The organism is Candidatus Neomarinimicrobiota bacterium (genome assembly GCA_017656425.1).
In the GTDB taxonomy this organism is placed as follows: domain Bacteria; phylum Fidelibacterota; class UBA2242; order UBA2242; family B5-G15; genus JACDNV01.
This window is the reverse complement of record JACDNV010000004.1, coordinates 42,045-56,098: the sequence shown is the minus strand read 5'-3', so window position 1 is coordinate 56,098 and position 14,054 is coordinate 42,045. Positions and strand designations below refer to the sequence as shown.

The 14,054-nt window shown below is 34.3% G+C and carries 13 protein-coding genes; 10 read left to right on the top strand and 3 right to left on the bottom strand.

Going from position 1 to position 14,054, the window contains the following annotated elements; all coding sequences use genetic code 11:
- Nucleotides 1–3 precede the first annotated feature (3 nt).
- From H0Z29_04085 to H0Z29_04050, 8 genes are read left to right on the top strand one after another with little or no spacing between them, the layout of a single operon-like run.
- Nucleotides 4–963, top strand: coding sequence for a hypothetical protein (locus H0Z29_04085; GenBank protein MBO8130685.1), 960 nt, complete (start codon nt 4–6; stop codon nt 961–963).
- On the top strand, nt 960–1,967 hold the full coding sequence (locus H0Z29_04080; protein MBO8130684.1) for a hypothetical protein: 1,008 nt from the start codon (nt 960–962) through the stop codon (nt 1,965–1,967). The genes H0Z29_04085 and H0Z29_04080 overlap by 4 nt, the downstream gene beginning before the upstream one ends.
- Nucleotides 1,960–2,484, top strand: coding sequence for a 16S rRNA (guanine(966)-N(2))-methyltransferase RsmD (gene rsmD / locus H0Z29_04075; GenBank protein ID MBO8130683.1), 525 nt, complete (start codon nt 1,960–1,962; stop codon nt 2,482–2,484). Before H0Z29_04080 ends, rsmD begins: the two co-directional genes overlap by 8 nt.
- The gene (coaD, locus tag H0Z29_04070) at nt 2,481–2,966 is read left to right on the top strand and encodes a pantetheine-phosphate adenylyltransferase (protein MBO8130682.1); all 486 of its coding nucleotides are present in this window, start codon (nt 2,481–2,483) and stop codon (nt 2,964–2,966) included. Before rsmD ends, coaD begins: the two co-directional genes overlap by 4 nt.
- 3 nt (nt 2,967–2,969) lie before the next feature.
- The gene (pta, locus tag H0Z29_04065) at nt 2,970–3,950 is read left to right on the top strand and encodes a phosphate acetyltransferase (protein MBO8130681.1); all 981 of its coding nucleotides are present in this window, start codon (nt 2,970–2,972) and stop codon (nt 3,948–3,950) included.
- 25 nt (nt 3,951–3,975) lie between these two features.
- The gene (locus tag H0Z29_04060) at nt 3,976–4,230 is read left to right on the top strand and encodes a zinc ribbon domain-containing protein (protein ID MBO8130680.1); all 255 of its coding nucleotides are present in this window, start codon (nt 3,976–3,978) and stop codon (nt 4,228–4,230) included.
- Nucleotides 4,227–5,504, top strand: coding sequence for a nickel-dependent lactate racemase (larA, locus tag H0Z29_04055; GenBank protein ID MBO8130679.1), 1,278 nt, complete (start codon nt 4,227–4,229; stop codon nt 5,502–5,504). Before H0Z29_04060 ends, larA begins: the two co-directional genes overlap by 4 nt.
- A 3-nt stretch (nt 5,505–5,507) precedes the next feature.
- The gene (locus H0Z29_04050) at nt 5,508–6,731 is read left to right on the top strand and encodes an acetate kinase (GenBank protein ID MBO8130678.1); all 1,224 of its coding nucleotides are present in this window, start codon (nt 5,508–5,510) and stop codon (nt 6,729–6,731) included.
- 9 nt (nt 6,732–6,740) lie between these two features.
- Here H0Z29_04050 and H0Z29_04045 read toward each other — a convergent pair whose 3' ends face one another.
- Both H0Z29_04045 and H0Z29_04040 read right to left on the bottom strand, forming a co-directional pair.
- Nucleotides 6,741–6,935 carry a DUF3098 domain-containing protein gene (locus H0Z29_04045; protein MBO8130677.1) on the bottom strand — a complete coding sequence of 65 codons (195 nt, stop codon included), beginning with the start codon at nt 6,933–6,935 and terminating at the stop codon, nt 6,741–6,743.
- A 64-nt stretch (nt 6,936–6,999) separates the two neighbouring features.
- Complete coding sequence (locus H0Z29_04040; GenBank protein MBO8130676.1) at nt 7,000–8,949, bottom strand: oligopeptide transporter, OPT family; 1,950 nt, start codon at nt 8,947–8,949, stop codon at nt 7,000–7,002.
- Nucleotides 8,950–9,222: 273 nt separating this feature from the next.
- Between H0Z29_04040 and H0Z29_04035 the strand changes: the two genes are divergently transcribed.
- Together H0Z29_04035 and H0Z29_04030 are read left to right on the top strand one after the other, a co-directional pair.
- Nucleotides 9,223–11,241: an oligopeptide transporter, OPT family gene (locus tag H0Z29_04035; GenBank protein ID MBO8130675.1), complete on the top strand. Its 2,019-nt coding sequence runs from the start codon at nt 9,223–9,225 to the stop codon at nt 11,239–11,241.
- Between the two features lie 2 nt (nt 11,242–11,243).
- The gene (locus H0Z29_04030; GenBank protein MBO8130674.1) at nt 11,244–11,594 is read left to right on the top strand and encodes a PqqD family protein; all 351 of its coding nucleotides are present in this window, start codon (nt 11,244–11,246) and stop codon (nt 11,592–11,594) included.
- Nucleotides 11,595–11,633: 39 nt separating this feature from the next.
- Here the strand turns inward: H0Z29_04030 and H0Z29_04025 are convergent, their stop codons facing one another.
- Nucleotides 11,634–14,048, bottom strand: a complete 2,415-nt coding sequence (locus H0Z29_04025; GenBank protein ID MBO8130673.1) for a hypothetical protein — start codon at nt 14,046–14,048, stop codon at nt 11,634–11,636.
- Nucleotides 14,049–14,054: the final 6 nt, after the last annotated feature.

The window sequence follows — 14,054 nt, the reverse complement described above, 5'->3', positions numbered from 1 at the left end:
TAAATGATATTTTTAAGTTTGAATAAAAACAGTATACATTATGCAAGAATAGATGATGATAGAAATTGGAAAAGTTTAAAATTTATAAAAAAGGCACCACTTCCACTTAACATAAAGAATGATTCTTTCACCACAATAAAAGATTTTGGAGTGTTAAGAAAGTCTATCGTTAATTTACTGGATACAATTCGAGATGAGAAAGACAATCAGCTTATAGTTAGTTTACCCGAGTGGGTAGCTACTTATAAAATAGTAAGATTGGATAAATTTATCAGGGATGATTATGAAGAGGAGGTTTTATATGAACTTGAGAAATTGAGGCTTGGGGAACAGTTTGGTAACTATAAGATACAATTTTATAGGATTGATAAATATTATTTTGATGATTACAAATATTATCTGGAATTGATAATACATAAAAATATAATAAAAAAAACTGAACAAATTTTTAATGAGATCGGTTGTGACCTAAAAGCTATTTCTATAGGCTTCTATGATGCCTTATATGGAATGAGTAAAATTCTACCAAAGGCAAGAATGTTTGAAGACTGGGCATTATGCAAAATAAATGAAGATTCAAATATTGTCGGATATGTTAGAAATGGAGAGATTTACTCTATTGCTGGCTTTACTTTTGGTCAAGAATCAGGATATAAGGTACATTTTTCCTCTGACAGTAATGACAGTATGGCAATATTGATAGATGAGCTAAATAAAATGAGATTTTCACCGACAGAAAAACTTGTGACAATAGATAGAATTTATATCTATTCCGATGATATTTATTCAGATAATTTTAATACATTTCTTACTTATAGAATAGAAAACATGGAGGTTATAAATCCTTTCGTAGAATATCCTATTGGAGATATATACAGAGGAGATGGTGATGGTGCTGGAGCTATGAGTCAATTTTTAGCTATGTTTGGAATTATTCAAAGATATATTGATGGTAGTATATGATTTCAGTTAATTTATTAAAAAAAGCTGGTTTGCAAATACAGGGTATTGAAGAAGAAAGACTTGAAAAACCTGAAAAATCTTCTGTCGTTTTCGAGGAAAAGAAGACAATAGACCAGAAGCAATTTGAATCAGTTAAAAAAGAAATAGAGGCTAAGATATCGGTGGAAAAACCTCCCTTTGAACCTAAGAGAAAAAGAAGAAACATATATATATATATTACAGTTATATTCTCTCTAATTATTATCATAGTTGCCTTTATTGGATATAGATATATTTCTCGCAAGCTATCTCCTCCAGAATCTCTTCCAACTGTAAATGAGAACCTACAGGCTGAAAAACCTCAGGTGGTAAAGAAGTTCCCAGTACAACCAATAAAGCCAAAATCAGCAGGGATCGATAACTTATTCGTAACTACACTACCATCTGAATACTACTCATCACTATATAATGGTTACGGAATTATTTATAGTACAGGTAGAATTATAAAAAAAATTAATGTATATCTCAATGTTAGGTATGTAAAGGCAGGTTACGCATCTTTTAGTTTTTCAGGTACATTAAAAAACAATAACGCCAGGTTACAAATAGAGAATGCTCTAAAGTCAGATAGGTCAATAACCGATATTGGCACCTTACTTTTCTTAGAAGATAATGGCAGTACGGAAGTCATTTCTATATGTTCTGTTAATTACATATTGGATAAAAAACCAACGCAGTTCTATTATTGCAATATTAACCAAATATCAAAATTAATTGGATATTGTTCTACCAAATCAAATATACCGGTACCCATTATAAAGATCGCTAGTAGTGATGAATATGGATATAATGCTACTATTTTAGGTAAAGCTGATTTAGCTGGATTGATAAGTTTCTTTGACAAATTAGGTTCCTATCCCGTTAACATAAAATACAATTCAATTTTTATTATCAATATTGATGATGATAATAATTATGAATTTTCCATCGAATTGAAAATTTTGAAGGTAAGAAGTAATGCCTAAGATTATTGGTGGGCAGTTTAAAGGTCGTAAATTAAAGGCCTTTGACCTTTCATTTTTAAGACCTACACTATCTAAAGTCAAGGAATCGGTATTCAATAAACTTGGAAGCGTTGAAGATTTATATATAGTCGATCTATTCGCCGGTTGCGGTAACCTTGGATTTGAGGCTATTTCAAGAGGAGCAGCGCATTGCATATTTGTGGATAACAGTAGAAGGGCGATCAACATTATAAATGAAAATGCACAACTCCTGGGAGTTGTTGATAAGGTTGAGTTAAGGTGTATGGATGCATTACGATTTCTTAGAACTAACTTTAAGGCTGATATAATTTTTATTGATCCCCCATACAATTATAAATCCTACAATAATTTACTAATTCATATCGGTAAGCTTGATAGAGAGTGTAAAATTATTCTTGAATGTAATAAGAGTGTAACTCTACCACTAGTTAACGAATTGACTCAAACCGACTCTGTCAAAATCGGTGACACTATTGTCTACTTTTATGAAAAATGAGGAAAATAGCAATATATCCAGGATCTTTTGATCCGATTACCAATGGTCATATAGATATATTAAAAAGAGCTGCTGGTATATTTGATCTTGTATATATAGCTGTAGCAGTAAATCTTAAAAAGGACGTTCTTTTTAATTCTGAAGAAAGGTTAGAGATGATAGAGAAATCAATAAAGGGCATAGAAAATGTGAAAGTAGAGAAGTTCTCTGGTCTAACAGTTGAATTTGCAAAGAAAGTTGGGGCGATAGCTATAGTTAGAGGACTAAGGGCAATTTCTGATTTTGAATATGAGTTTCAAATGGCATTGATGAATAAGCACTTAAACCCAGATATAGATACTATATTTTTAATGGCTCATCAAGATTATAGCTATTTATCATCGAGTGTAGTAAAAGAATTAGCAAAGCTCGGAGCTGATGTTAGCAAATTTGTACCTGAGCTTGTAAATCAAATGTTACGTAAAAAGTTTAGAGGAAGTTAAAAAATGGAACTGCTAGAAAGGATAAGGACTGAAGCGGCAAGAAAGAATAAAACTATTGTGTTACCAGAATCTCATGACGTAAGAGTTTTGAAAGCAAGTGAAATATTGACTAAGGAAGGGATATGTAATGTTATTTTGGTTGGGAATAGAGATAGTATAATTAAACTGGCAAAGGAATATTCTATTGACCTGGATAAAGTCAATTTTATTGATCCAGGGAACTACGATAAATTTGATGAGTTTGTCGAAATGTATTTTCAAAAGAGAAAAAATAAAGGCATTACAATAGATCAAGCTGCAAGGATTGTTAAAAATAATATTTTCTTTGGTGCAATGATTGTTGAAAAGAGTATCGCAGATGGATGTGTTGCTGGAGCTGATACCAGTACAGCCGATGTATTAAGAGCGGCTCTTCATATTATTGGTCCATCTAAGAGTGTAAATACTGTATCAAGCGATATATTTATCATATCTCCGGGTGAAGAGTTTATTTACAGCTTTGCTGATTGTGCCGTCATACCCGATCCGACACCAGCTCAGCTGGCTGACATCGCTATCTCTACAGCTGAAACTCATAAAGCAGTCATAGGCACTGAACCAATCGTAGCAATGCTGTCTTTTTCGACGAAGGGAAGTGCAAAACATCCTCTTGTTGATAAAGTTATAGAAGCAACAGAATTGGTAAAGCAGAGAAGACAGGATTTAAAAATTGACGGTGAACTACAGTTTGATGCTGCTATTGTAGAATCTGTAGCAAATAAAAAAGCTCCCAACAGCGAAGTTGCTGGTAGAGCTAACGTTTTGATTTTCCCTGACCTGAATTCTGGTAATATCGGTTATAAAATAGCTCAGAGAATTGGTAAATGTGAGGCAATCGGTCCTATCATACAAGGGCTTGCGAAACCAATGAATGATTTGTCAAGGGGATGTAGCGTTGATGATATAGTTAATGTAGCTTCGATACTTTGTAATATGAGTACTTGAAAATATTGTACAGGGAGGTATAGCTATGCCAACGTATGAGTATATCTGTGATAACTGTAAATTTGAATTTGAAGAATTTCAAAGTATTGGATCGGAGCCACTTAAAATATGTCCAAAGTGTGGTAAAGATACAATACGCAGAGTAATTTCTGGTGGTATAGGGTTGATTTTTAAAGGTTCAGGCTTTTACATTACTGACTACAAGCAAAAAGGGAACGGTGGAGATAACCCGAAAAAAGAAAAGGAAAAAGTTGAGAAAAGCCAAGAGCAAAAAAAATGATTATAGATTTAGGGGAATTGGAACCAAAATACGGTAAATTGGAAATTGACGATGAAAATATAATTGGAATAATTCAACCAAAAGAGTTTTACCAAACTGATTATAAAAAGTTAATTATAGATTCCTTAGAAAACCCTATCGGAAAAGAAAAATTTTCAGATTTTCTTAATAACAAGGAAAAAATATTGGTTATCATAAATGATTATACAAGACCTACTCCAACTGAAAAAGTATTGGAGATTATAAACGAATATACTCCTATGCACAAACTGGGATTTATAATGGCTCTTGGTACCCACAGAGTTCCAAAGGAAGGTGAATTAAAAGCTGTGCTTGGTAAGTTTTATTCGACATTAAGATATAGATTAAAATATCATGACTGTAAGGATGAATCAAAGCTTATTTTTAAAGGGGAATCAAATAGGGGTACGCCTATTTATATAAATAAAATTGTTTATGAGTATGATGGGATTATTGTAATCGGGTCTTCTGAACCGCACTATTTTGCGGGTTATACCGGTGGCAGAAAGGCTTTTATACCGGGACTGGCTGGATTTGAAACAATATCAAAGAATCATAAATTTGCAATGAGCCCTGAATCCAAGACACTTGAACTTGATGGAAATCCTGTTCATGAAGATATGATGGATATAATTGATAAGCTCAATATAAGAGAGAAGGTTTTCTCAATACAAACAGTTGTTGATAAAGATAAAAGGATATGTTTTGCATGTTCAGGTGATTTAGTATCGTCATTTAATAGTATCGTTAATCATGTTAATCAGATATATACCGTCCCGGTATCAGAAAAGGCAGACATAATAATAGCAATTGTTGGTGAACCCATGGATGTCAACTTATATCAGTCCCATAAGGCTCTGGAAAATGCGAAACTCTGTTTAAAAGAAAATGGTATAATCGTTCTAATATCAAGGTGTATTACAGGGGTTGGTTCCGATGGTTTCTACAATTTTTTAAAGGAAAGCAAAAGTCCTGATGAAGCGATTTTAAAATCGAGCAAAAGTTTTGATTTTGGTAATCACAAAGCTTATAAGTTTGCTGAATTATTAACCCATGCTGATGTCTATATAGTATCCGAATTATCAGATGATATTGTTAAGAATGTATTTATGGTGCCATTTAAGACTGTTCAAAGAGCTTATAATAAAGCAATTGAAGTAAAAGGGAAAAATTCTCGCATATTAGTAATAAAGGATGCTGGAGTAACAATTCCCATTCTTAACTCTAAGAGTTTAATTGATATAGGAGGCTGAGGAATGAAAGTTTTGGTTCTTAATTGTGGTAGTTCTTCATTAAAATTTAAATTGATCGAAACATCCTTACGTCAAATGCAAATCGATGCTGATAAAGAAGTAGCCAAAGGTTTGATAGAAAAAATAGGACTTCCAGGGGCTGAGGTACACTACTGGGATAGCAATGGTAAATATTACCATGAGGTAGCCTCAATTTTAAATCATGGTGATGCATTGAATAAATCTGTTACATTACTTGAGGATGAAAAAATTGGTGTATTAAAGTCAAGAAATGAAATTGACGCTATTGGTCACCGGGTAGTTCATGGTGGTGAATATTTCCACAAGTCAGTAATAATTGATAGCAAAGTTATCGGCGTGATTCAGGAATGCTCGCGGTTTGCCCCTTTACATAATCCGCATAATCTTGAAGGTATAAGAGTGGCAATGGAAATTTTTCCCAATGTTCCAAATGTTGCTGCCTTTGATACACAATTTCATTATAGTATTCCACCTCATGCTTATCTTTATGCAATACCCACGTATTTCTATTATCGAGATGGGATAAGAAGATATGGTTTTCACGGATTAAGCCATTATTACGTTACGTACAGGTTTTCAAGGTTGCTGGAAAAACCGTTGGATAAGGTTAAACTTATTTCATGTCATCTTGGTAATGGAGCCAGTATTACCGCGGTAAAAAATGGAAAGTCAATTGATACATCTATGGGATTTACACCACTCGAGGGGCTAGTGATGGGAACGAGATGTGGTGACCTTGATCCTGAAGTGGTCATTTATATTATGGCAAGGGAGGGACTGAGTTTATCCGAGGCAAGCTCACTTTTAAATAAACAATCTGGGCTTCTTGGACTATCAGGTATTTCCAATGATATGAGACATATCCTTAAAGAAGCTGATCATGGTAATATTCAGTGTAAATACGCTTTTGAAGTTTTCTGTTATAGAATTAAAAAATATATTTCAGCTTACCTCGGAATTTTGAATGGTGCCGATGGGATTGTATTTACCGCGGGAATTGGTGAGAATTCACCCAGAGTCAGGGATAAATCGCTGGAGGATATGGAGAATCTTGGAATAGTGATAGATAAGGATAAAAATAACGAGGCTATTGGAAGAGAAATGGAAATATCCAAAAAAGATTCAAAGGTAAAGGTCTGGGTTATACCGACAAATGAAGAACTTGTTATTGCTCGAGATACTGTGGAAGTATTATCCAAACAATAATTATCTTCGTTATTTCTTCTTTTTATACAAAATAGATATTGGAATTATTACAAGGTAGCCGATAAGCAATAATATAGGAGAAATGGTTAAAGAACTAAAACTATATGTTTCTCCTGTTGCCATTATTATATAGCCAGTAGCAATTACTATGAGTCCTACCAAAAAGATCAATATATTTGTTTTTGTAATATAAAATTCTTGAATGAAATGTTTTGCATGATAATTTTTTCTTTTTTTCTTTTTCTGTTTTGTCTCTTTTGCCATTGTATTAACTCTCCTCAGTTTTTGTTGATTGTACTAGTAAAAAAGATAAAATAGCAAAAAATAATATAGCAATTAAAATATTGAAACTGCCTGCCCAGTTTTCAGGAAGTATAGCAGGTCTTATTTTCAATATTACAAGGAGTCCAATAACAACGCCCATTAACCCATCTCCGCCAACGAGCCCTGAGCCAAATAATATACCTTTTTCTCTTCTTTTTACTAAAAGTTCCTTATTATTTTTGACTTTTTTTTCTATTACCTTTCTAATTGTACCACCAATTAAGATAGGAATCATTGTAGAAACGGGTAAATAAACTCCAACAGCGAATGCGAGAGAAGGTAGTTTCAACACAAAATGTACAAAGAGAGAAATGCACACTCCAATTAACACGAAAATCCATGGTATGTTTGCTCCAATTACTCCGTCGACAACCATTTTCATCATATTTGCCTGTGGAGCAGGTAATTCTTTTGAACCAAAGCCATAGGCTTTGCCAAGTATAAGTACGCTTCCAGCTACAAAGAAACAGGTAGTTATTACTCCGATAATTTCTGCAATCTGCTGATATTTTGGTGTAGCTCCTATTAAAAAGCCTGTTTTTAAATCCTGAGATGTATCTCCAGCTATAGAAGCAGCACATCCGACAATTGCTCCAACGCTTATAGCCGCAATTTTACCCTCTAATCCTTTAAAACCTAAAGCGAGAAATATAAGGCTGGTTAGTATCAAAGTAGCAATAATCATTCCTGATGTGGGATTTGATGTTACACCAACAAGTCCAACTATCCTTGAAGATACCGTTGTAAAGAAAAATGCGAATAGAACTATCCATAGTGCTGTAATTAATCTAAAGATGATAGAATTGGTGTAGTCAAAGACGTATGGAATGAAAGTGAGTAAGAGTACGACCAGAACAATGATTGCCAGAACAGTTTTCATAGACAGGTCTGTATCTGTTCTGAGTTGATTTAGTTTAGAGTTCTTTCTAATATTTTTTATTCCGACTTTAAATGAGGAAATCATGATGGGAATTGACTTTATTAATGTAATAAATCCAGCTGTGGCTACAGCGCCTGCACCAATGTATCTAATATATCTTGTCCAGATTTGATCTGGGGACATTTCCTTTATCGAAAGATTAGTTTCTGGATATAAAGGTGATGTAAAATTTTCACCTATATAAGCTATAGCCGGAATTATAATAAGCCATGAAAGAAGTCCGCCGGCAGCCATAATCAGTGCTATTTTAAATCCAAGTATATAACCAACTCCCAGTAGAGATGGTCGAGTATTCATGCCAATGGAAGCTTTCTTAATGAATGGTATCTTTATCCATATTTCTCTTGTCCATAGATTAATAATATCCATTATGGAAGTATATATAAGCCCAATACCAAGTCCTGTAAAGACGTTCTTTGCATTTGTACCACCAGTATCAGCGGCCACCAGTACTTCGGCAGAACCTATACCCTCCGGATAAGGTAGATTTCCATGTTCATTCCATATCAGGAATTTACGTAAAGGGATCATAAAAACAACTCCCAATAGGCCGCCAAAAAGAGCAATAAGTGTTATTTTCAATAGTCCGGGATCGTGACTCCACATATATAATGCAGGTATTGTAAAAATTATACCTGATGCAAGAGATGAACTTGCTGAGCCAGCTGTTTTTGTGATATTATTTTCTAATATAGATGTCTTACCCCAAATCTTTTCGAACGCTTTGGCAACGGCAATAGTTATAACGGCTAATGGTATAGCAGTAGATATAGTTAATCCAGCCATGAGACCGAGATAGGCATTTGCCATTCCGAACAAGATACCAAACAATGCACCCAACAATAAAGATTTTATGGTAAATTCTGTTATAGAAATATCGGATGGTACATATGGTACATAGTTTTCCGCTGGTACCTTCTCGTAAGCCTCAGCTGGTAAACCTTTTTTAACCATATAAATCTTTCTCCAATAGTATTATAAAACTTGGTAAAATATTAGAAAAATAGGAATAAGACAAGGAAGTAATTATGATAGTTTAAAGAAATAGCTTTTCCAAAATAATTGCATGTTAATGAATCTGTCTATTAGATTTAATTTTCGGTAGATCTTTATACTATGATACCCTTTATTTGCTTGACTAATAAAATATAGATACTTAGTTTAATTCGCATTTTATGGTTTTAAGTTTTTATTAGTTAAATTTTAATAAAAATAAGGAGGTGCAAATTGGCTAGTAAAGAGTTCAAACCATTTGTTCCACCAGAAACCAGTATGAGGGAGCTTACTTTTAAAGCTTTGTTTTTAGGTGTAATTTTAGCAATTGTACTTGGGGCAGCTAATGCATATTTAGGGTTGAAGGCAGGTATGACTGTTGCCGCTACATTTCCCGCTGCTGTTATCTCTATGGCGTTTTTAAGACCTTTTAAAGGAACTATTCTTGAGGAAAATATCGCTAGAACTACTGGAGCAGTAGGGGAGGCATTAGCAGCTGGAGCTATTTTTACGTTACCAGCATTTGTAATGACCGGAGTGTGGAGTGATTTTGATTATGTCAAATCGACTTTGTTAATGCTTGTCGGAGGAGTTCTAGGCGTATTACTTGTCATTATGTTAAGAAAAACGATGGTTGAGGATGTCTCTTTACCATATCCAGAGAGTAGAGCCTGTGCAGAAATTGTAAAAGCCGGGCAGGGTGGACAGACAGGAGCAAAATATGTATTTTCAAGCATAGGTATTGCTGCACTTATCGAACTCTTTAAGAATCCTAACGGAATACAAATTATAAAAGATACTGTGAAAGGGTATTTTCATTTTGCCCTTTCTAAAATTAGTCTGCTGGATGGAAAGGGCCAGATATTGAAAGCTTTTACCGAGAATAAAGAAACAGTAACAGCCCAATTTTCTCAAAAGGGAGGTATATTTCTGCAAAGTCCGGCGGCCTCTCCAGCATTTCTTGGTGTGGGTTATATTATCGGATTCAGGCTTGCAGCAATAACTTTTTCAGGGGGTGTTTTTGGTTGGTTATTTTTAATGCCTATAGTAATGTTTTTAATGTACAATAATTTATTACCCTTCACTGCTGATGGCAGTTGGGCTGATATTGCGAAATCGGCTTATAGCTCTACAGTCAAACCAATAGCAGTCGGCGGTATGCTTGTTGGTGCATTTTACACATTATTCAAGATGAGGAAGAATCTTGCGAATGGGATTAAAAGGGGTGTAGCTGATCTAAAAGCTGCAGGAGGTACAAAAGAGAATAATGTCTTAAGAACTGAGAAAGATGTCCCCTTTGGTTTTGTGCTTATAGCAATAGGTGTTATAATAATTTGCATGATATTTTTATATCAAACATTTACACATAATATTGGATCATCAATATTGTCTGCGATTGTAATGGGTTTTGCTGGATTGCTCTTTGCAGCAGTAGCAGGATATCTGGTTGGTATAATAGGTAGCTCTTCAAACCCGATATCTGGTCTAACTTTATCAACTTTGCTGATTGCTGCAGTTTTGATGGTACTTATTGGTATGAAGGGTGACCCTGGCGTGGCAGCAGTATTGGGGGTTGCGTCCGTAGTTTGTTGTATTGCTGGTGTTGCTGGAGATATGATTCAGGACTGGAAAGTAGGGCATATCCTTGGCGGTACCCCCTGGAAAATGCAGATAGGTGGTCTTCTGGGAGTGATTGCTGCCGCATTAGTGTTAGTATTGCCGATAATGTTACTCCATAAGGCAAATGGAATAGGTAGCGAAGCTTTACCGGCACCGCAGGCAGGCTTAATGGCAATGATGAGTAAAGGGATAGTGGCAGGGGAGATGGCATGGCCACTTGTTATTGCTGGCATGCTGTTTTCATTTGCGCTTATTTTGATTGGTTCTCCATCTCCAATGTTGATTGCAGTTGGGATGTACCTGCCTTTCAATACGACATCAGCTATTTTTGTAGGTGGATTAATAAAACTTATTGTCGATGCAGTTGCAAAGAAAAAAATTGAAAGCCAGCAGGACAAAGATACACTTGACAACACAGGGCTTTTAATTGCTTCGGGTCTTGTAGCCGGCGAAGCGCTGGTAGGCATTATATTAGCTGGTCTCGTAGTGGGAAATATAAATCTTAGAGAATTGGTTGGTCTGCCGGTAACATTTCATGGTTTCTGGTGGCTCGGATTGCTGGTATTCCTATTTCTAGGCTATATTTTAGTTAGATACCCATATAAAGAACTAATTAAATCTAAAAGCAAATAATTATGAGGAAAGGAAATAAGGGACGGGGAAAAGAGATAAATTTAAAAGAGATCGTACCCCGTCCCTTAGTTAAACATGAAATAGACTCGCAAGAAAGAGTAGTACTTTTGAAGCCTAAATTTTCCAGAAGCATATTAAAAAGATACCTTTTGCCTATAATGAAAAGGCCTTGTTATAGGATACATCTTGATGAGGTAGGTAGCTTAGCGTGGATTAAAATAGACGGTAAGAAAAATGCTGCTGAAATAGCAGACGAGCTATATGAATATTTTGGTCAAAAGGTTGAACCAAGATACCAACGACTTGGTACGTTCTTATTTATTCTAAAGAAGAATAAATTTATTGATTTTTAAATGGGGAGAATATTAGGCTTTTCCAAAAGAATCTGCGTACTACTTATTTTTAATTATAGCAATTTTTTCAACTGTGTGTTGACCTTCTCGAATATATGCCATTATTAGGTAAACTCCTGATGAAACATAATTTCCATGTTTATCTTTACCATCCCAGTATGCTTGAGAACCAATTACATTGCCATCTTCCTTTGTCAATTTTCTTATAAAATACCCATCGATAGTAAAAATTTTTACCTCAGAACCCTGCAATAAGCCATCGATTACCATATATTCAGAAGAAGGTATTTTGTAGGGAGATGGGAATATTTTCAGTTTTCTGTATTTCTCTCCATAATATCCAAATTCTGACTTTAAAACACAGATACCTTGCGATGTCGCAAAAAACACTAATCCATCAGGTTCATAAAATGCAATGTCCATAATATTATCGGATAGGAGTCCTGAATTAGAAGAGGTAAACCCTTCAACATTGTTATACCAGATACCTTCATAAGTATAGAGCTTTACTCCAGCACCAGACGTAGTTATCCATTTATTTCCAAGGTTATCAATTTTTATTCTGGAAAATTTATCGAAAGGTATACCGGTTAATACTGGCGATTCAATATAACTAAATATTTTCTTCGGGAAATTATCAGCTACACCAGCCCTTTGAATACCATCTGCAGTTAGAATCCAGAGTTCATTATCTTTATCGAAGGCGACTGAATAAACATTGTTACTTGACAGACCTTTGTTTGTACTGATCCATACCCATTCGTCATCGGATTTATCAAATAGAGTATTTTTATGGTCAAGTACTGCTATTCCACCTGATGAGGGAGAAGTCTCTGATGTATGGGCATAGGAAGATACCCATACTCTATTTTTATTGTCTATAGCAATGTCTGTTAATATATAGTTTAATGCTCCCTTTGATTCACTAATAGAAAAGTGAATAAACCTGTTATCTGGAGTAATTGCAAAAAGTACGCTGTCATTTTCTGCAAATTGATTGCACACCCATATATTTCCACTATGATCGACAGTCATCCTACCAAGTACAACATAGGATGATTCACCGCCTTTACCTTCACTACCTGCAACATAATAGTTAGTGGTGTCGTAGGCAATGTATTGATCAAGATTCTGAAAATTGAATTTTAGTACACCACCTTCATTTATATCACCTATTAGATTTAAATGACTCATATCAGCATAGAACCAGTTACCTCTTTTAATTATAGTATTTATAATTCCTTCACTTCCAAAGTATGCAGGCAGTGTATCTGCTAAAAAATAATTTACCGTATCAGATAATAAATTAAATCTGTTCTTGATGGATTTATGATATGGATAAAATACGATATTATAAATTTTGTCACTGGAAATATAGCTTATTCCTTTTCTTGAACCAGCTATAAGATTTCCGCTTTCATCCACATATAGTGCAGAGAAAGCGTTTGTAACTGTAGTATTGGGGATGAATTTTTTTACTAAACCATCTATAGAAATTTTAAAAAGAGCTTGAATTCGAGAACCTGCCCATATATTACCCTCTTTATCTACCACTGAGCATGTAAAATTATTTCCAGGAAACAGGCTAACAGTTTTATTTGCGATAATTAGTATAAAATATCTATCAGTTGAGATTAGAATAGAATCCCCCATTACATTAAAATTCCTTATCGGCATACCTATCGTATTATAAATCTCGTAGTGTGCTAAATCTGTTGTTGTTATCAGGGTATCAATATTAGCGTTCAGGTCATATTTATTAAATAATTTTTTATCCATGTATAATTTTATATTCTGGATTTTGTACCCTAATGTAGATGGGACAATATCCCAGTTATTTCTATCGATGAGATTTGTATTATTTTTTAAATCAGCATATAGCAGTCCGTTGTCGGTACATATATATATTGTGTCATTTATAACCGAAACATTGTTTATTCTGTATATATCGATTGGAAAATTCTTATATAATTCTCGATATTCCCATCGTGATCTTAGTTTATTATAGGTGAAATACATTAAGCCCCAATCAACATTATCTTGAAATATAACGAAAGCATCATTTTCACGAAAAGCAAAGCCTTTGATTGCGGTAAGTTTTTTATCCCAGGTGTACTCATCAAAAACCTGATTTATGTTTAAGTTTTTTGAGTCTAAAATATAAATTTTAGCAAATGGATAATCGGCTGCTAACCATATAAATCCTTTATCATCTTTTTTTATACTATAAAAATTGTATGACTCCAGTTCTTGACTTAATGAACCTATCTCGAATTTATTATTTACGGGGTCAAAAGAAATAACACCTCCGGATGTAGCAGCAAATATTTTATCATTTAGTATTTCAAGGTCATTGAATGAAAGCTTAGAGGTAATGTATTTCCATTCCCCTATCCTTACCTGAGTATATATAAAAGAATATATTATTAACAGTGCAAATAGTTTATGACGCAAATTTTT